This is a genomic window from Nostoc sp. (assembly GCF_036917415.1).
Lineage (GTDB): Bacteria > Cyanobacteriota > Cyanobacteriia > Cyanobacteriales > Nostocaceae > Nostoc.
Genome location: NZ_JBALDJ010000132.1, coordinates 32,526 through 56,165, shown reverse-complemented (window position 1 = coordinate 56,165; position 23,640 = coordinate 32,526). Strand labels below are relative to the sequence as shown.

Sequence of the window (23,640 nt, the reverse complement as noted above, 5' to 3'; positions counted from 1 at the left end):
AATTTGCCTGCGATCAATGATGTCTATGAAGGATTGTTTGGTGACGCATCGTCGATTCTCTTGCAAATGCTACGCCTAATTGAAGAAGGGAGCTATGCTGAGGGCAGAAGGTTTTACCTCATACCATTTCACAAAAAATATGATACAAATGTAGGTTGAGTTGAGGGACGAAACCCAACACCTCAAAGTCTTGTAATTGTTGGGTTTCACTCCGTTCAACCCAACCTACTGAGGGCAGAAGGTTTTACCTCAGTTGGGGATTCAGACCCCTCCTGAATAAGAGCGTCTTAAACCCTTGTTCCCTCCTCCTCTCTGCCTTTCTTGATAACGAGTTTAAGCTGCTACGTAACCCCAGTAGATTAAACACCAGAAGTTGCATTAGCAAACATGAATAAATTAAGAATATTTACTTGTAAATATCAAAAATATTTATACCATAACATGAGAAGCTAAAATGCGCTAACAGATTGTAATCTCAAGATCAAAGTTAAGATTACGATTGAGAGTAGGTGTCTGCTGAACCTACCCGCTTTACGTGAGTTTTTATATAGACATCCCTTTTGTTCGGAGTTTTTATGAAAAATATATTACAAACCTCCATCTCTCAAGAACAGAATTTAGATCAGAGCTATAGTATTTCGTCTTACAACAGACTGCTTTCGGTCGTGAAGGATTTAGCTTGTGTACGGACTATTGAGGAAATTATTGAGATTGTGCGTTTGGCTGCTCGCGATCTCACAAATGCTGATGGAGTAACTTTTGTATTGCGGGATGGTGAATGTTGCCACTATGTAGATGAAAACGCCATTGGGCCACTTTGGAAAGGTATGCGTTTTCCGCTCAAGTCTTGCATCTCCGGTTGGGCAATGCTCAATAAAAAAGCAGCCGTAATTGAGGATATTTACCAGGATGCACGAATTCCTCTTGAGGCATACAAAGTGACTTTTGTCAAAAGTTTAGTGATGGTTCCCATTCGGGTTTCCGATCCACTGGGTGCGATCGGAGCCTACTGGAGTACACGACACCTAGCCACGCCCCAAGAGATCGGAATGCTTGAGATTTTGACTGACACAACGGCAGTTGCGATCGCTAATGTTCAACTTTTCCAGAAACTGACGAACCAAAACGCCCTGAAAGACAAATTTATTGCGATGCTAGCTCACGAACTGAGGAATCCCGTTGCCCCCATTTCCAACAGCGTTCAGCTACTCAAGTTAAAGCTAGGCGAGACTGGCATAGTTGGGGAAACAGTTTTAAGGATGCAACACCAGATTAAGCACCTCTCGAAATTGATCGATGAGTTACTTGACGTATCATCCATCACTTATGGGAAGGTTTCATTAAACCTTGAGAAGGTTAATTTGGTGGAATTGGTTTGCCAAAGTCTCAACGACCATGCACAAGCAATAAAGAAATGGAATATTAACGTAGTACAAGACCTGCCAAACACGCCCGTGTGGGCTTATGTTGACTCCACTCGCTTCTTCCAAGTCTTTGGGAATCTTCTTGATAATGCCTTAAAGTTTTCAAAGCCAGATGGGACGATCTGGGTGGATCTCTCAGTTATTCCAGGTGAGAATGGCTCAGGTAGTGTAGCGGTCTTATCTGTAAGAGACTTAGGCATAGGGATAGACCCGACAATATTACCAGAACTTTTCGAGCCGTTTACCCAGGCCGATCGCAGTTTAGATCGTTCGCGGGGCGGGCTAGGTTTAGGACTTTCAGTAGTAAAAAGTCTTGTGGAACTTCATGGTGGTAGTGTTGAAGCCTCAAGTAGAGGGATTAATCTGGGAGCAGAATTCAAAGTCACTCTCCCTATATGCGAAGAGATTACAGCCTTGGACAACGACCTAGAGATTACAGAGGCGGCTAAAAAATCGTTGAAGATTTTAGTCATTGAAGATAATGACGATTCAGCCGTATCATTACAAGCAGTACTTGAGCATTTTGGGCATGAAGTTTCCATTGCCAATAATGGAATTTTAGGGGTAGAAACTGCAAAGAAACTTGAGCCTCATGTAATTATTTGTGACATCGGACTTCCCGAAATGGATGGGTTCGCCGTTGCACAGGAACTAACTAAAGACTCCAAATCTACTCGCTCAATTCTGATTGCGCTTACCGGCTACGGTAGCCCAGAGGATCGGCAGCTTGCGCTTCAGGCTGGTTTCAAATGCCACTTGACCAAGCCTGTAGACTTTGAAATACTGATAGCAGAAATCGATCGATACTTTGATGAAATATTATCAAGTTGACAAATTTTGCTACTTGTGATTTTTGACTGAGGAGTGTCAATCCATTAAATCATCCGTAGTAGGCTCACCCGGATAAAAGCGATCGCTCAAAATTTCCTCAAAAGGATATAAACATTGGTTGGGAAAAGTTGAGAGTGGCAGATTTGTTTCTCCTGACGCTAAATCCCTACCATTTTGATATGATTCCTGGAGTGCTTCTTCAATGTAAGGTTTCAGGCTAGGATTCTCGCTCAACAAATTGAGAATTTCTCGTCGTTGTACTCTAATTGTTGCTAACCAACTACGGCTGCGTTGCTTTGGTTGATATTCCCATTTGAGTAAATGTCCAATTAACACACTCAGACGATTTCTTAATTCTTGGCGTTCCTTTCTTCCCAAAGATTCAATTTCCTCAATTAAATTGGGCAGGTCAAGCTGATTCCATTGGTGATGACGCAGAAGCTTAGCCTGTTGTTGAGTCCAAGTGTAAAAGTCATTTTCGTAGAGGTTTGGCATCAAGTTTACCGCAGGTTGTCCGGTTTGTGGTATCTGCATAGTGGGTTCAAAACAAGCGTGAACTTTCCCTAATTATAATAAAGGATCATAGATGTGCATTGGTGTCAAACTTTTCTGGTTTCTCCTTCCCAGACTTTGGGTGGAAATGCCGATTGTCGGGGCTAACGATGCAAAGTTAAATTATTGCTAACTTTTAAAGATACCCCTTTAGAATCAACTAAAGAGGTATCTTAAGATTTGCTGTCACGAGTTTTTATCTATTACTTAGCAAATAACAGTTGTCCGAGCTTGCTTGCGGTCTTCAGGTTTTCGTTTGATGACAATCTCCACATCATTATCTAAATCATTCAAAAATTGGAATAATCTATCAATTGAAAAGCCTGAAAGTCTGCCTCTCACCAATGCTGAAATTTTTGGTTGATCAATTCCTAAAAGTTCGGCAGCTTGGACTTGTGTTAATTTACGGAAAGTGATTGCTTCACTGATTTTGCGTGCTAGTTCAGCTTTCACTAATCTTTCTTCAGAATTAGGTAAATCTAAGTCAGCAAATACATTTCCACTGCTAGTATAAACGCTATTTTCTTTAGTGACTTATTTACTCCTTTTCTTTAGCAGCTTGTGCTGCAAGCTTGGCTATGCTGTCACCAGTTGGGGAAGATGTGCTACTTGGCATTGAGCCAAGTAGGGTCTGATCACGGTTGTTGTCTAAACCGTGACTGAAGAATATAGGCTTGTTCATCACAATCTCAAAATAGAAATTGTAAGAATAGTGCCAGCGATGGCGATTGATATATGAAGCGTCACCCAAAGATGATTGGGATAAAATTTTGTCATTAACGGGTGAAGTTTTTCGTGAAATTCTTTTGCTTGAATTCTGCGTTCTTCAATCTGTGCGTCAGGATGTAGTTCATTGAGCCTATTACGATAGAGCTTTAAAATAGAAAGACTATAGTGAATACGCTCTCGATATTTCCGAGAGCCTATAGCTCCATAGATGCCTAAGAAAATCAGAAGTAGAGATAACGGTAAATTATTTCTGTCAAGTCCTTTTTGAGTGAAAATTCCTACTATAGCAGAGGCAATAAGAAGAATTATATTGCTAAGGGCTGACCTCTGATCCTCTGCTTGTTTAACCTCAGCCCATCTTTGCTCACTAAGTTTTAGCAAGACATCTGTAGAGTCTGCCATTTTGTTTTGTCCTTTGAATAACAGCTATACTCTTTCCCTCTTTAGACTTTACTTGCTTCTAAAGTCCAATCAAAGTTTTACACGACTTATTTCCTCTAGCCCCCCATTGCGGGTAATTCAGGAAATTTCGGGGCATCGTAACCTAGAGCAGTTGCAGAAATATTTGGAAGTGACTGACGAGCAGGTGTTGGGAGCAGCGGCAGCGTTAGCGATGCTGTCGCTTGTGAGCGGAGATGTCGGAAAATATAACATTTCCAGCAAGAGGCTGGAAACAAGGATTTTCTCTGGTGTTTTGGCTGAAGTTGATACGCGTTACATCTGTGCGCTCTTACAGTTAATTGTATTTTGAGAAAAAGCTTTGCATCTAACAGCTAAAAAGTCACCACAGTGCGAATTGATTCACCTTTATGCATCAACTCAAAAGCATCATTAATTCGCTCAATGGGCATTACATGGGTAATCAAATCATCAATATTTATCTTACCTTCCATATACCAATCAACAATTTTTGGTACATCTGTACGTCCTCTAGCGCCACCGAATGCTGAACCTTTCCAAACGCGCCCAGTTACTAATTGAAAAGGACGAGTACTGATTTCCTGTCCAGCACCAGCAACACCAATAATCACGCTAACACCCCAACCTTTATGGCAGCATTCTAATGCTTGACGCATCAATTTTACATTACCAATACATTCAAAGCTGTAATCAGCACCGCCTTTTGTTAAATCAACCAGATAGGGAACTAAATCACCCTCTACTTCCTGGGGATTAACAAAGTGCGTCATGCCAAACTTTTGTGCCAAGGCGCGTTTGTTGGGATTAATATCTACTCCAACAATCATATTCGCCCCTACCATCTGCGCTGCTTGGATGACATTTAAGCCTATACCACCCAAACCAAAAACCACAACATTTGCTCCAGGTTCCACCTTAGCAGTATTGATGACTGCACCAATACCAGTAGTCACACCGCAGCCAATGTAACAAACCTTATCAAAGGGGGCATCTTCCCGAATTTTTGCCAAAGCGATTTCCGGCAGTACCGTATAGTTAGCAAAAGTGGATGTACCCATATAATGATGAATCATCTGCCCATCGAGACTAAAGCGACTGGTGCCATCGGGCATAACACCGCGTCCTTGAGTTAAGCGAATGGCTTGACAGAGATTAGTTTTGAAGCTCAAACAATATTCGCACTGGCGGCATTCGGGAGTGTATAGGGGAATTACGCAATCTCCTGGTTTGAGACTGGTGACACCAGCGCCTACTTCCACCACCACACCAGCACCTTCATGTCCCAAAATAGCCGGAAACAAACCTTCGGGATCGTCACCCGATAAGGTAAAAGCATCGGTATGACAAACCCCGCTTGCTTTCACTTCAACTAACACTTCGCCGGCTTTTGGCCCCGATAGTTGAACGGTTTCAATCGTCAACGGCTTACCTGCGCTGTAAGCTACTGCTGCTTTAACTTCCAATATTCAGCGCTCCTGTTTTGTCATTTGTCATTTGTCATTGGGATTAGGGGAAAGGTGACAGGTGATAGGTGATAGGGAATAATCTGTACCCTGTAACCTGTACCCTATTCCCTTGTTCAATCTCATAAATATTGAACGCATGATAAACTTTTGTATTACTTCATCATATTTACTAAGCACGATCGCCACTATAACGATAAATATTACTTTGTTAAAATATCATTCTCTAGCTAGATTGGTTAAAGGCGGCAACAGCTGTTTTGACAACGATGTAAACTGGATGTCAGCAGCAACCCCCAAATAATTTGTCCAACCCTCAATTAATATATTTTGTCACAGCTTATGAACCCTGCCCTAACTCAAATTGGCGCTCAAATGTCCAACCTGACTGGCGTCAGAGCAATCATGAAGGATATTATCGAAACATTACGAGCGGGTGCAGGGCAGCATTTTATTAATTTGAGTGCTGGTAATCCGTTGATTTTGCCAGAGGTAGAGCAATTATGGCGGGATTGTACTGCACAACTTTTGGCTAGTCCAGAATATGGCGAGGTAGTTTGCCGTTATGGCTCAAGTCAGGGCTATGCACCATTTGTTGAAGCGATCGCCAATGACTTCAACAAACGCTACGGGTTAAACTTAAGCGAGCGCAATATCCTCATTACCCCCGGTAGTCAAACCCTCTACTTCTACGCTGCCAATACCTTCGGTGGCTACACCCCTAGCGGCGAGTTAAAACAAATCGTTTTGCCCCTCAGCCCTGACTACACAGGTTACGGTGGTATCTCCTTAGTTCCAAAAGCCCTAATCGCCCACAAACCGACTCTTGATATTGATGCAGCCGCCCACCGATTTAAATATCGTCCTGACTTCAGCCAACTGTCGATTACAGAAAATACTGGTTGTATCCTCTTCTCTCGCCCCTGTAATCCTACTGGTAACGTCCTCAGCGATGATGAGGTGAAAAAGATTGCCGCCCTAGCTGCGCCTTACAATCTACCCGTGTTAATTGACTCAGCTTATGCGCCTCCCTTCCCAGCATTAAATTTTACCGAAATGACACCAGTGTTTGGTGATAATATTCTCCACTGCATGAGTTTATCGAAAGCCGGATTACCAGGAGAAAGGATTGGTATAGCTATTGGGGATGAAAAGTGGATTGAACTGCTGGAGTGTTTTCAGGCAAATATGAGTCTCCATTCTTCACGTTACGGCCAAGCGATCGCAGCTTATGCAATCAACTCTGGCGCTTTAGTGGAAATTTCTCACACTGTCATCCGTCCCTTTTACCAAAATAAGTTTACCGTTTTAGAAACCAGCTTAGAACAAGCGATGCCCAAGGATTTACCTTGGTTCCTCCATCGCGGTGAAGGAGCAATTTTTGCTTGGTTGTGGTTACAGGATCTACCCATCAGTGACTGGGAATTTTACCAGCTAGTTAAGCAAGTAGGTGTGATTATTGTCCCAGGAAGTAGCTTCTTCCCCGGTTTAGAGGAAGAGTGGGCGCACAAGCACCAATGCTTCCGCATCAGCCTTACAGGCAGCGATGAGGAGATTGTCACTGCCATGCAACGTTTAGCAAAAGTCGCTGAAGAAGCTTATCAGCGTGCGGCTGTGAGTGCCTACTAGAGGTAGTGGGGAGAAATCAATTCAAAATTCAAAATTCAAAATTCAAAATTGTTCGCGCAGCGTCTCGTAGAGAAGAAAAAGACTGGGGAGATGTAGCTTTAGCTTCCCGCAGGGTGGAAGATGAGGAAGATGAACCAATACCCATGCCCAATGACAAATGACAAATGACAAATGACAAATGACAAATGACAAATGACAAATGACAAATGACAAATCAGATAATTGGCTAGAAATTGGTAAGATTGTTGCCCCTCAAGGATTGTCTGGAGAATTAAGGGTTTATCCTGTATCAGACTTTCCTGAAAGATTTGAAGTGCCGGGAAAACGTTGGTTGTTGTGTTCAGGTGACACAGAACCGCAACCAATCGAATTATTAACAGGACGTTATATCAGTAATAAAAACTTGTATGTAATCAAATTAGCTGGTGTGGAAAATTGCGATCGGGCAGAGGCTTTGCGCGGTTGTAAGTTAATGGTACCAGCAAGCGATCGCCCTCAATTAGGCGAAGATGAATATCATGTCCTCGATTTGATTGGTTTGGAAGTCTTCATGCAAGCATCTGGCGAACTCGTTGGTACGGTAGTAGATATCATCCCCGCCGGCAATGATTTGTTAGAAGTCAAGTTGCACCAATCTTTTGCTACTGACAAAGGACAAATGACAAAGGACAAAGGACAAATGACAAATGACAAAAAGCAAAAGACTGTTTTGATTCCATTTGTACAAGCGATCGCACCAGTAGTAGACTTGAAATCTAATCGCATTGAAATTACGCCACCGCCTGGTTTGTTGGAAATTAATAATTAGTTCGTTCTACGATCTGCCTCTAGCTAGTTTCCCTTGACTGCATACTTCAAGGAGAAGCAAAGCTTAAAGCATCAGAAAATTAGAGTACACACTCCATTTATTAATCTAGGAAATGTAGCAATGCCAGAAAAACCAACAGCAACTATTCATCGGCAACTGCTAGAAATATTGTCCCTATTGCCTTTGTCTTCTCAAGAAGAAGTATTAGATTTTGCTATCTCTCTCCAGAAAAAAAAACTAACTCAGTATTGGGATGCTATTTCTGATGCGGAGGCTGCTGCATTGAAAACTGAGTTTGCTGATGAAGATTTAGCTTTTGCAGAATCGGTTTTAAATGATTATTTCTCCCAGCTTCAGCAAGAGGACGCAGTTTGATGCGAGGAGATGTTTATTTGGCTGATTTGAATCCGAGTCGAGGTTCAGAGCAAGCAGGTATCCGACCCGTTATTATTGTTCAGCGAGATAGAGTAGCTCAGTTTACAACAACATCAGTAGTAGTTCCTTTAACCACTAATCTGCGACGCGCTAATATACCAGGTACAATTATCATACCTTCAGGTGAAGGCGGCTTAACACAAGATTCTGTGGTGCTTTCTTATCAAATTGTTGTTATCGATAAAGAGCGATTAATCCGAAAATTAGGAACTCTTTCTCATAATTATCTATTAATGCTAAAAGTAGCATTAGAGTATACTTTAGAACTAAATAATTATGATGAGGAAAATACAGATTTATAATATTAATCAATAGCGGAGGTAGCGATCGCTTTCCATGCTATGAGACAGAAATTTAGTCACAAAGAATAGAAAAATTTGTCATGAGGAAGATGACTGCCATCTTGAAAAGCACTAAGCTTGCATACGGATGAATTTGTCACAATCCTTTTGGAATGGAGTGTCGATAATGACATTAGCAGCGACTCCACAAACAAAGCCTTTAACAGATGAAGAATTACATAAAATAAACGCCTACTGGCGTGCAGCTAACTATCTTTCGGTTGGGCAGATATATTTACTCGACAATCCGCTACTGAGAGAACCGCTAAAGCTGGAACACGTCAAACCCAGGCTTTTGGGTCACTGGGGAACTACACCAGGGCTAAACTTTATCTATGTTCACCTGAATCGGGTCATCAAAAAATATGACCTCAACACAATATATATTGCTGGGCCTGGTCATGGAGGCCCTGGACTGGTAGCCAACACCTATCTAGAAGGGACTTACACCGAGTATTATCACAACATCTCCCAGGATGCTGAAGGAATTCAGAAACTCTTTAAACAGTTCTCTTTCCCTGGTGGTATTCCCAGCCATGTTGCACCGGAAACTCCTGGTTCGATCCACGAAGGCGGAGAATTAGGTTATGCCCTCGTCCACGCTTTTGGTGCTGCTTTTGATAATCCCGACTTAATTGTTGCTGCTGTTGTTGGTGACGGCGAAGCTGAAACAGGTGCTTTAGCGACTAGCTGGCATTCCAACAAGTTTCTGAACCCCGTGCATGATGGGGCTGTACTGCCGATCCTGCACTTGAATGGATATAAAATTGCTAATCCAACTGTATTGGCACGGATTAGCTGTGAGGAATTAGAAAGTCTATTTGTAGGCTACGGTTACAAGCCATATTTTGTAGAAGGTGACGATCCGGCAGATGTCCACCAGCAGATGGCGGCGACTTTAGATATAGCGATCGCCGAAATTCAAAGTATCCAAAGGGAAGCCCGCGTACATGGTTTCACCGAACGTCCTCAGTGGCCGATGATTGTCATGAGAACCCCCAAAGGTTGGACAGGGCCCAAGGAAGTGGATGGCAAAAAAACCGAAGGTTATTGGCGATCGCACCAAGTCCCCTTTGGCAACATAGCTAAACAGCCAGAACACCTGAAACTCCTAGAAGATTGGATGAAGAGTTACAAACCAGAAGAACTCTTCGACAGCAATGGTAAGCTGATTCCTGAATTAAGAGAACTGGCTCCTAAAGGTCATCGACGTATGGGTGACAATCCCCACGCTAACGGCGGTATCTTACTGTGTGACCTGAAGATGCCGGACTTTCGAGACTATGCTGTAGATGTTCTAAAACCAGGGCAAGCGATCGCTGAAGCTACCCAAGTTGCCGGAACTTTCCTCCGGGATATCATGCAACTTAACCAAGAAAGGCGCAACTTCCGCATCCTCGGCCCAGACGAAACAGTATCGAATCGCTTAAGCTCTGTGTTAGAAGTCACAGACCGGGATTGGGTAGCCCAGATTCTCCCGGAAGATGACCACCTTTCCCCCGACGGTCGGGTGATGGAAATTCTTAGCGAAACTTGTTGTCAAGGATGGTTAGAAGGCTACCTCCTCACAGGACGCCACGGTTTTTTCTCTTGCTACGAAGCTTTCATCCACATCATTGACTCGATGTTCAATCAGCACGCCAAATGGTTGAAAACGACCAGACATATTCCCTGGCGTAAACCAATTGCTTCCCTCAATTATCTCCTCACCTCCCACGTTTGGCGGCAAGACCATAACGGGTTCTCCCACCAAGATCCCGGTTTTATCGACCATGTAGTTAACAAAAAAGCAGAAATCGTTCGCGTGTATTTGCCGCCTGATGCCAACACTTTGCTATCAGTAACTGACCACTGTCTCAGAAGCCGCAACTATGTCAACGTCATCGTTGCTGGAAAGCAACCAGCATTGCAATACCTTGACATGGATACTGCTATCAAGCACTGCACCAAAGGCATCGGCATTTGGGAATGGGCAAGCAACGATCAAGACGGCGATCCAGATGTAGTAATGGCTTGTGCTGGGGATATTCCCACCTTAGAAACCTTGGCGGCTGTGGACATTCTGCGCCAGCACTTCCCTAACTTAAAAGTGCGGGTAATAAACGTAGTCGATTTGATGACACTACAGCCAAAAAGCGAACATCCCCACGGTTTGAGCGAAAGAGACTTTGACACGATTTTCACCACCGATAAACACATTATCTTTGCCTTTCATGGCTATCCCTGGTTGATTCATCGCTTAACCTATCGCCACACTAACCACGATCAGCTCCATGTGCGTGGCTACAAAGAAGAAGGAACTACCACCACCCCCTTTGATATGGTTGTTCTTAACGAACTCGATCGCTTCCATTTAGTGATGGACGTAATTGAGCGCGTACCAAAATTGGGATATAGGGCAGCTTATGTTAAGCAGCATCTGCAAGATAAGCTGATCGAACATAAGCACTACATTGAGAAGTACGGCGACGATATGCCGGAAATTCGGGACTGGAAGTGGCCCTATTAATAGGAGGACTTACGCAAACAATAACCGAAACCCTTATTTTCAGGTAGGGGCAATTCATGAATTCCCCCTACAATGTGTAGTTTTGCGTAAGTCCTAAATAGGAAATAAGTGAAAAGAGGCACAGAAGAAACTCTTCTGCTTGCTTTTTCCTTTTTTAGGACTTATGCGACTACCAAAAAAATAAACGACCAGAAAAAATAAATTATGTAAGCGATCGCTTTTGTGTCTAATAAAAGCAAGTTTGCTAAGTTCCTATAGGACTCCGATTTGAGTCTTGAAAAAATACTGAAACTAAAAAGCCCGTTTGACAAGGGTTTCATCTGAAATCCTGTTCAGAATTCAGATAGGATTCCTATATATTAAATTCAGACAGTCGTTGATTGAATTCGGGCGGTCGTTGATTGAATTCGGGCGGTCGTTGATTGAATTCGGGCGGTTGTTGATTGAATTCGGGCGGTCGTTGATTGAATTCGGGCAGTCGTTGATTGAATTCGGGCGGTCGTTGATTGAATTCGGGCGGTTGTTGATTGAATTCGGGCAGTCGTTGATTGAATTCGGGCAGTCGTTGATTGAATTGTTCCTCGGATAAAACCACAAATAATTCATCAAGTAGCTGGGAAATTTCACTTTCGCTAAGTGCTTCAATGATACGCGAACCAACAGAATAGATGACCTACGGTCGGGCGTAGCCCATCACTTACTATGGGCGGTTACACTGGGAGCATATCATATCATGTCCGGGTAAAGACTTATCATTTAGACCGCAGTTCTTGCTGGGAGCAGGGGGCAGGGGGAAAGAGGCTTTTGGGATTTTTGCACAGATGCGGTAATCATAAGTGATTAACCGGACATAATATCACCTGCATCTGCTAACATTTCTGGGGTAAGTAATCAAAAAATTTCTGGTGATTCAGCTAATTTCACTTTCACCATGCCAATCTGCTCGACTCAGGCAATAAACAAAGCACTCATCGTCACCAAACCGTCGATACTCGATAAATTTGAAGCCAAGACGTTCATAGAAGCGGTGAACGCGGGTATTACTGGCTAGCGGATCAATAAGTATAGCCGTCACTTGCAGATCGGCAAAACATCGAGCAAGTGCAAGCCGCATCATTTGTGTTCCATAACCTTTACCCAAATCAGTTTCTTCCCCAATCCAGATATCAATGGCACGAAGATTCGCCGTAACATTACCCCAGTAATGGCTATCCTCATGTGCTGGATCGATAATCTGAATAAATCCGATGGGACGACCATCAATTTCAGCAATCAATTGCTCTCTCCATTCGGGAGCGCGGTCAAGTTCTACTTCCCAGCCCCAGTCATCGTTAGGATCGGAGTCAACCACATGAGGTTGCTCATCCCAGTGGCGCAATAAATCCAAATCAGCAAAGCTAGCAGGGCGGAGGTTTATCTTTATCGCAGGTGGCGGGACATAGTTCATACTGTTTCTCCTATGTTTTCGGCGATTCACTGGACGAGTTGAATCACGACACCGTTGGGGTTTGTGACTTGAAAGAACCTTTAACCCCAAGGTTCAGTCTCGATCTCCAAAGTTACTTAATGCATCAAATACTACTTACTTTCATGGTTAGCGCTAGGATAGCTATGTATTTTATGAAAGTATAAATATGGCTCAAACTTTTTACGTAAATCCAGTATCAGGCAGCAATACCAACCCAGGTACTCAACAAGCCCCCTTCAAAACTATTACACAAGCCCTCAAGGTAGCTACTGTTAATACCAAGATTCAACTGGCAGATGGTAATTACAATGCTGCTAGCGGTGAAGTCTTTCCGTTAACGATTCCATCTAGCGTAACAGTTGTGGGTAATGAAACCAATAAAGGCAATGGCATTTTGATTGAAGGAAGTGGTAGCTATCTGAGCCGTACTTTTGCTGGTCAGAATGTCACTTTTGTGCTGCTAGATAAAGCTGAACTGCGGGGAGTGACTGTAACAAATTTGGCTAGCCGTGGTAGTGGTGTCTGGATTGAATCAACTGCCCCTACTGTTGCTAATAGCACCTTTATCAAGAATAAGCGGGAGGGAGTATTTGCCACTGGCGATGCTAACCCAGTGATTCTAGGTAATGTGTTCAGTGAGAATGCAGCTAATGGAATTGCGATCGCTAAAAATTCTAAAGGTCAAATTGAAAATAATACCTACTTCAAAACAGGTTTTGGCATTGCCATTAGTGATACTGCATCACCCATCCTTCGAGATAACAGAATTTATGAAAACCGTTCTGGGATTGTCATCTCTGGTAGTGCCCGTCCCGTATTACGTAATAATGTCAGTGAAAATAATACTGATGATGGGATTACAGTGATTGGAACTGCTCTACCGGATATCGGCAGTACCAATAATCCAGGGGGCAATACTCTACGCAATAACGGTAAATTTGATTTGCAAAATGTCAGTTCCAACAAGCTGATTTCTCTAGGAAATAAAATAGATGCGTCTAAAGTTACCGGAAACATAGAGTTTGCAGATAGTTCGGTTCCAACACCAACCCCAACACCAACCCCAACGCCAACCCCAACTCCAACGCCAACACCAACCCCAACTCCAACGCCAACACCAACGCCAACACCAACGCCAACTCCAACGCCAACACCAACGCCAACACCAACGCCAACTCCAACGCCAACACCAACCCCAACTCCAACTCCAACACCAACTATTGAATTAACCGATATTGCGAATCATTGGGCAGGTGGGTTTATTCGGGAATTAGTCAAATTGGGAATAGTTAATGGTTTTCCCGATCGCACTTTTAAACCCGATGCGACGATGACACGGGCACAATACGCGGCAATACTGGTAAAAGCTTTCAATCCACCACCAAGCCGTCCGGCGATCAAATTCAAAGATGTACCAGCAGATTTCTGGGCATCCAAGGTAATTCAGCAGGCATATCAAGGTTTATTTCTTTCTGGTTTTCCCGACAATACCTTTAGTCCCAACAAAAATATCCAGCGCGTGCAAGTGATTGTCTCTTTAGTGAATGGACTGGGGTTATCTACTGATGGTACGGCAACTATCAAAGTTTTCGATGACCAAGCTAAGATTCCTGAATATGCCAAGGATGAGGTAGTAAAAGCTATAGACAAGGAAATTATCGTTAATTACCCAAACCTGAAACAACTCAATCCTACCCGCGATGCTACACGCGCTGAGGTAGCGGCGATAGTGTATCAAGCTTTGGTAGATGCTGGTCGTGTAGCAGCGATCAATTCGTCTTATATAGTGACTGCTTGAGGGAAGCAGGAGGCAGGAGGCAGGGGGCAGGGGGAGCAAGTCCAACACTCTGCACGGAGCGAAGCAAAGCATGGGTACAAAGCCCCGCCCTGGAAGGGCGCTCGGCTGGGGCGGGGTACAAGCTTCGTCCCAGCTTCTCCCCCTTGCTCCCCGCTCCCTGCTCCCCTGCTTCTTTTGACCCAAACCCCACTGCTGCACTAAGACTTGCGGGGGCTTTTGCTACCAAGAAGCCACGGGTGTTGGTGAAAAGTTAAAAGCGAACGCTGGGAAAATGAGCGTTCGCTTGACTAAACCTACGGATTATGATGGTTAGTTGCTTGTTATTAGCATACTATAAACTGTGGATTTGAGAACATTTGATAAAGATTTCGGTACTAATGCCCATGAAAGTCAATACCTCAAGCTTGACTCCCAGAAACTTCATCACTGTCTAGGCAAATCCAGCCTGGAACGATTGCTTCTTTCACATCACGGGGCGATCGCTACTAATATTTGCTACTTTATAATGGTGTTTTTACTTGCCCCACTTTCTTGGAAACCCAGATTAAATTAGGCTTTCTTAATTTTGAATTTTGAATTGGTATTATTACCATAGAATTGATAGTTGAAGCCTTTGTAAAGTCTTCAACTATCAAAAGATAGAAGCTTTAGTAGCAGATTTTACCTGTATAAAAACAAAAGTCTGTATTCAAAGTAAGCTTGTAGCATACAAAACGCTTGTAAGATTTTTATGACTTCCCGGATTCGCTTTTTAATGTGCCCTCCTGACCACTACGACGTGGACTATGTGATTAATCCTTGGATGGAAGGGAATATTCACAAATCATCGCGCGATCGCGCCGTGGAACAGTGGCAGGGACTACATCAAATCCTCAAAGAACACGCCATTGTAGATTTAGTACCACCTGAAAAAGGCTGGCCTGATTTGGTTTTTACTGCCAATGCTGGCTTAGTTCTGGGCGAGAACGTCGTCCTCAGTCGCTTTTTGCACAAAGAACGTCAGGGAGAGGAGCCTTTCTTCAAGCAATGGTTTGAGGCAAATGGTTATACAGTCAATGAACTTCCCAAAGATTTGCCCTTTGAGGGAGCAGGAGACGCACTGCTAGATCGGGAAGGACGCTGGTTATGGGCGGGATACGGTTTCCGCTCGGAATTAGATTCTCACCCTTATCTAGCTAAATGGCTGGATATTGAGGTGCTATCTCTACGATTAATAGACGAACGTTTCTATCACCTAGATACCTGTTTTTGTCCCTTAGCAAATGGCTATTTGCTATACTATCCCGGCGCTTTTGATTCTTACTCCAACCGCTTAATTGAAATGCGAGTCGCACCAGAAAAGCGGATCGCAATTGAAGAAGCCGATGCACTTAACTTTGCTTGTAATACGGTGAATGTTGATAGCATCGTCATCATGAACAAGGCGAGTGATGCTTTGAAAACCCGGCTTGGGGATGCAGGTTTCCAAGTTTTGGAAACGCCACTTACGGAATTTCTCAAAGCTGGTGGGGCGGCTAAATGCTTAACTCTGCGGGTTACAGAACCAGTTAGAGATGAAATTCATGCCACTGTCTCGGTAGAAAGCCGCGTCGTTCGCATGGAAGGACACTTGTTAGATGCTGGCTTAATTAACCGCGCTTTGGATTTGATTATAGATGCTGGGGGAAGTTTCAAAGTCCTGAATTTCAACTTGGGAGAACAGCGCCAAAGTACCTCAGCCGCCGAGGTAAGGGTATCAGCACCGTCCCATGAGGTGATGGAAGAAATTATTTCCCGGTTGATTGAATTGGGTGCTGTAGATTTACCCCATGATGAGCGAGATGCCAAACTAGAGCCTGTAATTCAAGATGGCGTTGCGCCCGATGATTTCTACGTCAGTACAATTTATCCCACGGAAGTGCGAATTAATGGTCAGTGGGTGAAGGTAGAAAATCAACGGATGGATGGCGCGATCGCCATTACTCAAACTCCCACAGGTTTAGTTGCTCGGTGTAAAATACTACGGGATTTAAAAGTTGGCGAACAGGTAATTGTAGATGTGTTAGGTATCCGCACCATTCGCAAAACTGAATCGCGGGAACTCCGCAGCACCCAAGAATTCAGCTTTATGTCGGCAGGAGTTTCCAGCGAACGGCGTGTGGAATTAGTCGTTGAGCAAGTGGCTTGGGAATTACGTAAAATCCGCGATGCTGGTGGTAAGGTAGTTGTCACGGCTGGGCCTGTGGTGATTCACACTGGTGGCGGCGAACACTTGGCGCAACTGGTTCGGGAAGGATATGTACAGGCGTTGCTGGCTGGGAATGCGATCGCAGTTCATGACATCGAGCAAAATATCATGGGCACTTCTTTGGGTGTAGATATGAAGCGGGGTGTTGCCGTGCATGGTGGACACCGCCATCACCTGAAGGTAATTAATAGTATCCGCCGTTATGGCAGCATTCCCAAAGCTGTGGAGGCGGGAGCAATTAAAAGTGGCGTGATGTATGAGTGTGTCCACAATAATATACCTTTTGTGCTTGCGGGTTCGATTCGGGATGACGGACCTTTACCTGATACCCAAATGGATTTGATTCAAGCACAGGAGCAATATGCCAAACATTTAGAAGGTGCAGAGATGATTTTGATGCTGTCATCGATGCTGCACTCTATTGGGGTGGGAAATATGACCCCGGCTGGTGTGAAAATGGTATGTGTAGATATTAATCCAGCTGTGGTGACTAAACTGAGCGATCGCGGTTCTGTAGAATCGGTAGGTGTGGTGACAGATGTGGGTTTGTTTCTCAGTCTGTTGATTCAGCAGTTGGATAAGTTAACAAGTCCTTATGTAAATAAGGTAGGTTAAGAAAATAAACCGCAGAGGCGCAGAGGACGCAGAGAGAGGGAGATGGTAAGAGTAGCTTTGAGTGAAGAGTTGCAGGTTAATTGGATCAGTTTGATTGCTGATTTCATGCTGGTGGGTATGGTTTTTGGGCCGCCTATCGCTCCCTTTTTGGCTGCGTCTGGAGTGTCTTTGCTTCCTGGAATTGCGGACATCATTTATTTCATGGGTAATCATGTTTGTCCGCAACCAGATATGGGGTTAGATTTAGCACCACCGTTTATTATGGCTGTGTGTATGCGCTGCTATGGCACTGTGACGGGTTTGCTGATTACTCGCCTGCTGTATGGGATAACTGGTGGTAAAGGATTTTACTGGTTAAGTCAGTATGGCTGGAGTGGTGTGGCTTTAGCTAGTGTGCTGATGATGGCTTATCCTTTGGAATTGGCAGCACAGATTTTTGGTTTGTGGAGTTTTAATAACTATCTGGTTACGCCTTTTGGGTTAATTACAGGTTTGGCGTGGGGATTGTTTACTATGCCAATCTTGCACGGGTGGCAGGATGCTAAAACTAGCTTGACCCAATTGTAAATTTTATCGCGCAACTTTATAGAGTGGATTAATTTTTGTAAGTCGATGCAATGGCATTGTAAGTTGAAACAATCGCATTGTAAGTCGATGCAATGGCATTGTAAGCTGAAACAATCGCATTGTAAGTCGATGCAATGGCATTGTAAGCCGAAACAATCGCATTGTAAGCTGAAACAATCGCATTGCAGCAGGTTACGTTTAAATAGCACAGCGATGCAAATATAAAAATGCAAGAGGATAATAAAAGCACCCCACCTCTGTTTTAGCTTACGTTAACGTTAGCTAAGGTGGTGAAGAAGATAAAAGAGCGATCGCTACCAGCCAATAACTGCTAATGTTGATACTTTTGCAAATTCCCGATCCGCTGTTACTAGATTCGCAGTTGTCTGAAGCGCCATCGCTGCGATGATTGCATCGGGTAGTCTCAGCCGATATTGCTGGCGAAGTTGGATAATTTGCTCAATTAACACCGTATCATCAGCCATTAAACTAACAACTTCAATTCGTTGGATAAATTGCTCAAAGAGTTGGCGATCTCCCTGACTTAACCCAGAAAATGCTAGAAATTCAATTTTACTAATAATCGAAATTCCTATCCAATCAGCATTTTGCAACAGTTGCAGCAGCTGTAAATTCCCTTGTAGCAGTGCTACGATCGCATTTGTATCCAACAAATAGCGACTACCACTCATCCCGTAACACCTTTTGCATCGCTAATGCATCTCCCTCCCAGACTAATTTACCCGCAAGATCGGAAAAATCATAATCAGATTTTTGTGTGCTATTTGATGCAACTGGATTCAGAACAACCACGACATTCACCTCCCCAGGCGCTAGCTGTGTTGGGATGTCAAGATGCAAATGCCCTGATGCATCAACAATTGTCGTAAGTTGAAAAACTTCCATTATTATCTTAACTGTTGAGCTCTGGTTTTATTTTAATGCGATGTCTACGACGGGCTATGCCTACGCACCCTTTAACTAACAGCCTTGTTAAAGCCACTAATTAGCGATCGCTAGTACTGTAAATACTAGCGATCGCCATATTTATTTCTTATCGCTGTGGTCTTATACTGGTTGTACCTACTTTCACCTTCTGCGCTCCTTCAACGATTTGGTAAAGTTTGTGTTCAAATTTCTGCATACACGCTGACCAATCAAAGTCAAGTATGGAAGGGCGAGCGTGTCTAGTCATATCTGCTTTCAAACCGGGATTTTCCAGAATCGCAATTACCTTTTGGGCGAAATCTGTAGGATTGTTAGGTTGGGCAAGGAAACCGTTACGACCAGGAAATACCTGTTCTGAGGTTGACGGTGCAACAACAGCAACCAGAGGGGTTCCAGACGCTAGCGCTTCGTTATTTGTCGTGCAGAAGTTCTCGGTGACGGAGGGATTGACAAAAATATCTGCTCTAGCAAACCAACCCAGAAGTTCTGTACCGTGAGACTCACCCCATACAGTAATACCCGATCCAAACTTTTTAGCACGCTCGCGGATCTCTTTATCTAACGGGCCACTACCAACAATCACCAGATGGACATCAGGAATTTTGGCAGCTATGACTGGAAAGATATCAAGTAATTGGTTGACATTCTTTTCGGGGGTAATGCGTCCGACAAACAAAAGAGTTGGTCGGTTATCATTGGGAATTGGATCGTAACAGATGTTTCGCGGATGAAATTTTTCGCAATCGATACCTTGATAAGCGACGTATTCAGCACGTTGGCATTTGAGTTCTTCGTATTTAGTCAGTTGTTCTTTAGAAGAGAAGTAATTGAAATCATAAAACTCAGTAAATTGCTTGACTAAAACAGGAATAATGGGACGAACCAAACTGAAGAACCGATCTCCGAAGTAATATTTGATATACGCAACGATATCTGTATGGAAGAGTGATATTATTGGTGTGCCTGTTCGTTTTGCGTATTGAGTGCCGATAGGGCGACCATAACCTTGCAAGAAAAATGAGTATAAACCTCTCATTTGGGCTGCTTCTTCAACCACGATAATATCGGGCTTGAATTTCTCCAGCAACTTGGTATCGCTCCAATGTCGATAGTTCAACGGTTGAGGAAGAGACTTGTAGAATATCAGTGGTTCTGTAGGGAATGCGTAAGCAGAAAAATTGGGGAAAGATTGAATTTCCTCTAAACCTGGCATGGGGCGATCGCCAACATTTTTGGGGTAGCGATCGTTGATTTGGGGATGGATTAAAAAAACCTCATGTCCCTGTTCTAGCAACCAACGAACTCGTTGGTGAACTGCAACGGAAACACCAGTCAAGAAAGGAGCGTACAACCCTGTAAACAGTGCAATGCGAAGTTTTTGCTTAGTCATAATAAAGGGGAATATTTCACAAAATTGCTGGTTGTTAACTTAGGATTTACGCAGCAAATGTTTGATGAACATCCTGATTATTTGGCTTAGAAATTCCCGTTAATACAGTTATACTAAGGATTTACGCATTGTCAAATAGCCGAAATTGTCGATTTTGAAGCGGATGTTTATAAACCTGGATTGAAACTATCAAAACATCCAAAATGCTAAGTCAAAATTCCCCTTAATACATTTGCCTAAACCCTTGCCATTAATGCAAATCCATTTTGGTATTCAACAAGTAAAAACGTATCTTTTGACAAGGGTTATAGCTAACATAGTTCTACTAAATATAAGATAATACAATTTGAAGACTAGGGAATGTTTGGTGTAATAACTTTCATGCCCTAGTTGATATTTAGCGATTTAATTCAAAGAGAAACTTTGTTATTAATAGGCTGATCCAACCATTGATAAGGGCGATATTCCACTAAGCGGACATTCCAAGGCCCTTTAATGCGATAGCTGACACCGCGCCAGGTGACTGTTGATGTCCACAGGGATGATAGCATCGCTAACCCATAAACCCACTGTGTCAGCGGAATTCCAATCAACATTTTAATGATTGTAGCAGCTGATAATTTGGCGATCGCTTGGTTATTAGAGCGAACCATTCGCTGGATCTCCAATTCCAACACCAGCATTAGCAAGAGTAATCCGACAGTGTAGACTCCATAGCAGACTAACAACAGAGCCGCAACTTCCCATTTTGCCTCTAACAACGACTCTAGAACTAACACGCTTAGTAGAGTCGGAAACAAAATGCTAGAAACAGCTTCACTAACCAGAGCCAACCAGCGGGGATGATACAGTCGAGAATAAAGGATAAGGCGCTTGAGATAGTCTATTAAGTTGAATAAATCAGTCTCTTCACGATTGACTATTAGCAGCGAAGGCACAAACTTTACCTGAAAATCATGTTTTTTGAGGATATCGTGCATCATAAAATCTTCGCCTAAAGCTTGTCCCCACTTATCTAGCAGTTCTGTTTGGCGAAGTACTTCTGTTTTCACAGCCAAAGTTCCACCCCAAGGAATCTGGAAGATAAACATTTGCACTACTGTGGATACATTGCCGACGTACCGCACTAAAGAACCCCAATACTTACCAGTTGGTACGTACCAACGATTGCCGGTTGTTGCGCCGACTTTCGCATCGCCTAGAGGACTGACTAATTCTCGCAGCCAATTCAAATGAACTATAGTATCAGCATCTACTAAAGCAACCACCTTATAAGAATCGTCCAACTCACGGATAGCTTGGATTAAAGAACTGCATTTGAGACTACAACTGTTGCGTACTATTCTCAAAGGGCTGATTTGAACATTAGTTGCTTCTTGCTCAGTGATGGTTTCACTAGCAATTTTCCAAGCGGGATCTTCGTGACTATCAACAATTAATTTTAAATCATACTGTGGATAGTTTTGATTTAGGAGCGATCGCAAACATCTCGGCAAAAACGGATCGGCTCCGCGTAAGCAAAGAATTACTGCTGTTTTGGGCAACTGGTCATCTGGTAATAAGTTTTTTTTAGACGAGCGCAGATACCATATAAAGACAAGCGTGAAACACACCTGAATAACCAGCCAACCCATCAAAGACTTAGACAGAAATATTGCCAAATCTTCCATTAAATTTTTAGTCTCCGGTATGATAAGGGATTGGGGACTGGGGATTGGGGATTGGGGATTGGGATTAGGGATTAGGAATTAGCGATTGGGGATTAGGGATTAGGAATTTAGCGATTGGGGATTAGGGATTAGGAATTAGGAATTAGCGATTGGGGATTGGGGATTGGGGATTAGGAATTAGCGATTGGAGATTGTGAATCAGAAATATCTTCTAGAGAGCCAGTCCCCAGTCCCCAGTCCCCAGTCCCCAGTCCCCAATCCCCAGTCACCTTTACGAATCAAGCGAATATTTCATGATGATATTAACTGTTGTATTTTTGTTTACAACAAAACTGGCATCACGAAACTTTGGTGTACCTGTTTGTATGGACACAGTTGGATTTTTAGAAATTCCAAAACCTTCTTTGGGAATACCGAAAAAGTCTTTATTGAGTTTGCGATCGCCATTTTGATCGTCAACCACAGCGACAGCATAAGTTCCAGGTTTCAAACCGGAGAATTCTTTTTTTACAGAACTGCCATTAATCTTAGCGCAGCCACTTTGAGCTTCACTAGTACTACTCATTGGAAATCCTTTTTCATTTGCATAAACTCGGAAGCAAATCTCACCTTTTTTGTGATGTATTCCATTTACTACAACGTTAAGTGTTGCAGTTGGCTCTGCGTTCGCTGTTTTAGCAAAGCTGATGCTTACTAAAGTAGCAAGCAAAACATGAGATAGTTGAGATAGTTTCAGCATAGATTTTGTGTCAGAATAGGTGATTTTGGGGTTGATAGAAAGCTGCGTTAGTCAGCTTTTATTTCTGAACTAATTCGTTCAAAGCGTGATTTGCTGTTCTTTAATTGATGCTGGTTGCCAACGTTTCCAAAGTACTTGCAGCACATTTAGCAAATCTTTCAGCAAAAGATATTCTGTCCCTTTTAACTGCTGATATAGACTTATATGACAACACAGCCGCTCATATAAACTCAGGGGACAACACCAGATGGAGAGTATATACTCCCAAATCATTCTCCAATGTGGCAATAAAATTTTTCCTTTCTTTGCTGAATCAAACCACACTGTATATGCATAAAAATCAGGCAGCATACTCAAGAATGCTTTTTGATTTGTATTTGTTAACAACAAATAATTGGGAAAAAACATACTCATTGATTGTTGCGGATGACTTCTGAAAAAAAATAGGTATTCAGGAATTTCATAAAACCTACCGAGAATACCAAGTCTTAACAAGAGAATTCCATCTGCATTACCATAACCACCCATAGGCGGTATCTTTTTCAAAGCACTAGCACGAATTACCCCGTAACATTGATAACATAAGTGCTTGGTCAGCAATTCGTGAAAACGCTCGTGTGGTTTTAGTGCATCTGCCTTGACTTTAATATCGTAATTTTGGATAAAATTCCCCTGTTCATCAATGAAATATGCCTGGGAGTGACACAAGATTATGGTAGGATCTTGGTCAAGTACGTCAACACACTTCTTGATAAAATCTGGAGAATGTAGATCGTCATAGGCTGCCCATTTAAAATACTCACCCGAAGACAGTTTCAAAACGCGATCAAAGTTACCAGCACAACCGATGTTATTGTCATTGCGGTAGTAACAAATACGCTGGTCTTGCTCGGCATAAGCTCTACAAATTTCCTCAGTTTTATCTGTAGATGCATTATCTGAAATAATTAGTTCAAAATCTTCAAAGGTTTGAGCCAAAAGTGAATCTATGGCTTCTTTGATAAATTTTTCCCCATTGTATACAGGTAATCCGATGCTCAATCGTGGTTGATTGCTACTCATAGAAAACAAGTATTC

23 protein-coding genes and 1 pseudogene are annotated in these 23,640 nt (G+C 43.0%); 13 read left to right on the top strand and 11 right to left on the bottom strand.

Annotated elements, in window-relative coordinates; genetic code table 11:
* Positions 1-575: 575 nt before the first annotated feature.
* Positions 576-2,255, top strand: a complete 1,680-nt coding sequence (locus V7K41_RS32485) for a hybrid sensor histidine kinase/response regulator (RefSeq protein WP_334854613.1) — start codon at positions 576-578, stop codon at positions 2,253-2,255.
* A gap of 36 nt (positions 2,256-2,291) precedes the next feature.
* Here V7K41_RS32485 and V7K41_RS32480 read toward each other — a convergent pair whose 3' ends face one another.
* The 3 genes and pseudogenes from V7K41_RS32480 to V7K41_RS32470 all read right to left on the bottom strand — a co-directional run bounded on the left by V7K41_RS32480 (position 2,292) and on the right by V7K41_RS32470 (position 3,938).
* Complete coding sequence (locus V7K41_RS32480) at positions 2,292-2,789, bottom strand: DUF29 domain-containing protein (RefSeq protein WP_334854612.1); 498 nt, start codon at positions 2,787-2,789, stop codon at positions 2,292-2,294.
* Between the two features lie 225 nt (positions 2,790-3,014).
* Positions 3,015-3,341: pseudogene (locus V7K41_RS32475) on the bottom strand (helix-turn-helix domain-containing protein); the annotation flags it as partial.
* 147 nt (positions 3,342-3,488) lie between these two features.
* Entirely contained in the window at positions 3,489-3,938 is a 450-nt protein-coding gene (locus V7K41_RS32470; protein ID WP_334854611.1) for a hypothetical protein, read from the bottom strand.
* Positions 3,939-3,990: 52 nt separating this feature from the next.
* On the opposite strand from V7K41_RS32470, the gene V7K41_RS32465 reads away from it, so the two are divergent.
* Positions 3,991-4,287, top strand: a complete 297-nt coding sequence (locus tag V7K41_RS32465) for a hypothetical protein (protein ID WP_334854610.1) — start codon at positions 3,991-3,993, stop codon at positions 4,285-4,287.
* A gap of 22 nt (positions 4,288-4,309) precedes the next feature.
* On the opposite strand, the gene V7K41_RS32460 is transcribed toward V7K41_RS32465, so the two are convergent.
* On the bottom strand, positions 4,310-5,419 hold the full coding sequence (locus tag V7K41_RS32460; RefSeq protein ID WP_334854609.1) for an S-(hydroxymethyl)glutathione dehydrogenase/class III alcohol dehydrogenase: 1,110 nt from the start codon (positions 5,417-5,419) through the stop codon (positions 4,310-4,312).
* Between the two features lie 342 nt (positions 5,420-5,761).
* Here V7K41_RS32460 and V7K41_RS32455 point away from each other — a divergent pair, with 342 nt between their 5' ends.
* The 7 genes from V7K41_RS32455 (at position 5,762) to V7K41_RS32425 (ending at position 11,730) form a co-directional block, all read left to right on the top strand.
* Complete coding sequence (locus tag V7K41_RS32455) at positions 5,762-7,048, top strand: valine--pyruvate transaminase (protein ID WP_334854608.1); 1,287 nt, start codon at positions 5,762-5,764, stop codon at positions 7,046-7,048.
* Positions 7,049-7,053: 5 nt separating this feature from the next.
* Positions 7,054-7,209: a hypothetical protein gene (locus V7K41_RS32450; RefSeq protein WP_334854607.1), complete on the top strand. Its 156-nt coding sequence runs from the start codon at positions 7,054-7,056 to the stop codon at positions 7,207-7,209.
* A 38-nt stretch (positions 7,210-7,247) separates the two neighbouring features.
* Positions 7,248-7,856 carry a ribosome maturation factor RimM gene (rimM, locus tag V7K41_RS32445; protein WP_334854606.1) on the top strand — a complete coding sequence of 203 codons (609 nt, stop codon included), beginning with the start codon at positions 7,248-7,250 and terminating at the stop codon, positions 7,854-7,856.
* A gap of 120 nt (positions 7,857-7,976) precedes the next feature.
* The gene (locus tag V7K41_RS32440; protein ID WP_334854605.1) at positions 7,977-8,231 is read left to right on the top strand and encodes a hypothetical protein; all 255 of its coding nucleotides are present in this window, start codon (positions 7,977-7,979) and stop codon (positions 8,229-8,231) included.
* Complete coding sequence (locus V7K41_RS32435; RefSeq protein WP_334854604.1) at positions 8,231-8,593, top strand: type II toxin-antitoxin system PemK/MazF family toxin; 363 nt, start codon at positions 8,231-8,233, stop codon at positions 8,591-8,593. The genes V7K41_RS32440 and V7K41_RS32435 overlap by 1 nt, the downstream gene beginning before the upstream one ends.
* A gap of 166 nt (positions 8,594-8,759) precedes the next feature.
* Positions 8,760-11,141 carry a phosphoketolase family protein gene (locus tag V7K41_RS32430; RefSeq protein WP_334854603.1) on the top strand — a complete coding sequence of 794 codons (2,382 nt, stop codon included), beginning with the start codon at positions 8,760-8,762 and terminating at the stop codon, positions 11,139-11,141.
* A 376-nt stretch (positions 11,142-11,517) separates the two neighbouring features.
* Complete coding sequence (locus V7K41_RS32425) at positions 11,518-11,730, top strand: hypothetical protein (protein ID WP_334854602.1); 213 nt, start codon at positions 11,518-11,520, stop codon at positions 11,728-11,730.
* Between the two features lie 321 nt (positions 11,731-12,051).
* On the opposite strand, the gene V7K41_RS32420 is transcribed toward V7K41_RS32425, so the two are convergent.
* Positions 12,052-12,588, bottom strand: a complete 537-nt coding sequence (locus tag V7K41_RS32420; protein WP_334854601.1) for a GNAT family N-acetyltransferase — start codon at positions 12,586-12,588, stop codon at positions 12,052-12,054.
* A gap of 187 nt (positions 12,589-12,775) precedes the next feature.
* Here V7K41_RS32420 and V7K41_RS32415 point away from each other — a divergent pair, with 187 nt between their 5' ends.
* The 4 genes from V7K41_RS32415 (at position 12,776) to V7K41_RS32400 (ending at position 17,816) form a co-directional block, all read left to right on the top strand.
* The gene (locus V7K41_RS32415; RefSeq protein WP_334854600.1) at positions 12,776-14,407 is read left to right on the top strand and encodes a DUF1565 domain-containing protein; all 1,632 of its coding nucleotides are present in this window, start codon (positions 12,776-12,778) and stop codon (positions 14,405-14,407) included.
* A 340-nt stretch (positions 14,408-14,747) separates the two neighbouring features.
* A complete protein-coding gene (locus tag V7K41_RS32410; protein ID WP_334854599.1) occupies positions 14,748-14,960 on the top strand; it encodes a hypothetical protein in 213 nt (70 codons plus the stop codon).
* A gap of 177 nt (positions 14,961-15,137) precedes the next feature.
* The gene (gene argZ / locus V7K41_RS32405; protein WP_334854598.1) at positions 15,138-17,249 is read left to right on the top strand and encodes a bifunctional arginine dihydrolase/ornithine cyclodeaminase; all 2,112 of its coding nucleotides are present in this window, start codon (positions 15,138-15,140) and stop codon (positions 17,247-17,249) included.
* 42 nt (positions 17,250-17,291) lie between these two features.
* Positions 17,292-17,816, top strand: a complete 525-nt coding sequence (locus V7K41_RS32400; RefSeq protein WP_334854597.1) for a DUF2085 domain-containing protein — start codon at positions 17,292-17,294, stop codon at positions 17,814-17,816.
* A gap of 314 nt (positions 17,817-18,130) precedes the next feature.
* On the opposite strand, the gene V7K41_RS32395 is transcribed toward V7K41_RS32400, so the two are convergent.
* The 6 genes from V7K41_RS32395 to V7K41_RS32370 form a co-directional block, all read right to left on the bottom strand.
* Positions 18,131-18,508, bottom strand: coding sequence for a PIN domain-containing protein (locus V7K41_RS32395; protein ID WP_334854596.1), 378 nt, complete (start codon positions 18,506-18,508; stop codon positions 18,131-18,133).
* Complete coding sequence (locus V7K41_RS32390) at positions 18,498-18,722, bottom strand: hypothetical protein (RefSeq protein WP_334854595.1); 225 nt, start codon at positions 18,720-18,722, stop codon at positions 18,498-18,500. The genes V7K41_RS32395 and V7K41_RS32390 overlap by 11 nt, the downstream gene beginning before the upstream one ends.
* Positions 18,723-18,870: 148 nt before the next feature.
* A complete protein-coding gene (locus tag V7K41_RS32385; protein ID WP_334854594.1) occupies positions 18,871-20,154 on the bottom strand; it encodes a glycosyltransferase in 1,284 nt (427 codons plus the stop codon).
* Between the two features lie 410 nt (positions 20,155-20,564).
* Positions 20,565-21,824, bottom strand: coding sequence for a glycosyltransferase (locus V7K41_RS32380; protein WP_334854593.1), 1,260 nt, complete (start codon positions 21,822-21,824; stop codon positions 20,565-20,567).
* A gap of 271 nt (positions 21,825-22,095) precedes the next feature.
* The gene (locus tag V7K41_RS32375) at positions 22,096-22,563 is read right to left on the bottom strand and encodes a DUF2141 domain-containing protein (protein WP_334854592.1); all 468 of its coding nucleotides are present in this window, start codon (positions 22,561-22,563) and stop codon (positions 22,096-22,098) included.
* A gap of 78 nt (positions 22,564-22,641) precedes the next feature.
* Positions 22,642-23,625, bottom strand: coding sequence for a glycosyltransferase family 2 protein (locus tag V7K41_RS32370; RefSeq protein WP_334854591.1), 984 nt, complete (start codon positions 23,623-23,625; stop codon positions 22,642-22,644).
* Positions 23,626-23,640 lie beyond the last annotated feature (15 nt).

What these genes read in the sequence shown, in the direction of transcription:
- rimM (WP_334854606.1), top strand. Translation starts at nt 7,248, where the DNA reads ATGACAAATGACAAATCAGATAATTGGCTAGAAATTGGTAAGATTGTT.
- V7K41_RS32390 (WP_334854595.1), bottom strand. Translation starts at nt 18,722, where the DNA reads ATGGAAGTTTTTCAACTTACGACAATTGTTGATGCATCAGGGCATTTG.
- V7K41_RS32455 (WP_334854608.1), top strand. Translation starts at nt 5,762, where the DNA reads ATGAACCCTGCCCTAACTCAAATTGGCGCTCAAATGTCCAACCTGACT.
- V7K41_RS32485 (WP_334854613.1), top strand. Translation starts at nt 576, where the DNA reads ATGAAAAATATATTACAAACCTCCATCTCTCAAGAACAGAATTTAGAT.
- V7K41_RS32400 (WP_334854597.1), top strand. Translation starts at nt 17,292, where the DNA reads ATGGTAAGAGTAGCTTTGAGTGAAGAGTTGCAGGTTAATTGGATCAGT.
- V7K41_RS32470 (WP_334854611.1), bottom strand. Translation starts at nt 3,938, where the DNA reads ATGGCAGACTCTACAGATGTCTTGCTAAAACTTAGTGAGCAAAGATGG.
- V7K41_RS32380 (WP_334854593.1), bottom strand. Translation starts at nt 21,824, where the DNA reads ATGGAAGATTTGGCAATATTTCTGTCTAAGTCTTTGATGGGTTGGCTG.
- V7K41_RS32480 (WP_334854612.1), bottom strand. Translation starts at nt 2,789, where the DNA reads ATGCAGATACCACAAACCGGACAACCTGCGGTAAACTTGATGCCAAAC.
- V7K41_RS32440 (WP_334854605.1), top strand. Translation starts at nt 7,977, where the DNA reads ATGCCAGAAAAACCAACAGCAACTATTCATCGGCAACTGCTAGAAATA.
- V7K41_RS32420 (WP_334854601.1), bottom strand. Translation starts at nt 12,588, where the DNA reads ATGAACTATGTCCCGCCACCTGCGATAAAGATAAACCTCCGCCCTGCT.
- V7K41_RS32430 (WP_334854603.1), top strand. Translation starts at nt 8,760, where the DNA reads ATGACATTAGCAGCGACTCCACAAACAAAGCCTTTAACAGATGAAGAA.
- V7K41_RS32395 (WP_334854596.1), bottom strand. Translation starts at nt 18,508, where the DNA reads ATGAGTGGTAGTCGCTATTTGTTGGATACAAATGCGATCGTAGCACTG.
- V7K41_RS32415 (WP_334854600.1), top strand. Translation starts at nt 12,776, where the DNA reads ATGGCTCAAACTTTTTACGTAAATCCAGTATCAGGCAGCAATACCAAC.
- V7K41_RS32370 (WP_334854591.1), bottom strand. Translation starts at nt 23,625, where the DNA reads ATGAGTAGCAATCAACCACGATTGAGCATCGGATTACCTGTATACAAT.
- V7K41_RS32435 (WP_334854604.1), top strand. Translation starts at nt 8,231, where the DNA reads ATGCGAGGAGATGTTTATTTGGCTGATTTGAATCCGAGTCGAGGTTCA.
- V7K41_RS32385 (WP_334854594.1), bottom strand. Translation starts at nt 20,154, where the DNA reads ATGACTAAGCAAAAACTTCGCATTGCACTGTTTACAGGGTTGTACGCT.
- argZ (WP_334854598.1), top strand. Translation starts at nt 15,138, where the DNA reads ATGACTTCCCGGATTCGCTTTTTAATGTGCCCTCCTGACCACTACGAC.
- V7K41_RS32375 (WP_334854592.1), bottom strand. Translation starts at nt 22,563, where the DNA reads ATGCTGAAACTATCTCAACTATCTCATGTTTTGCTTGCTACTTTAGTA.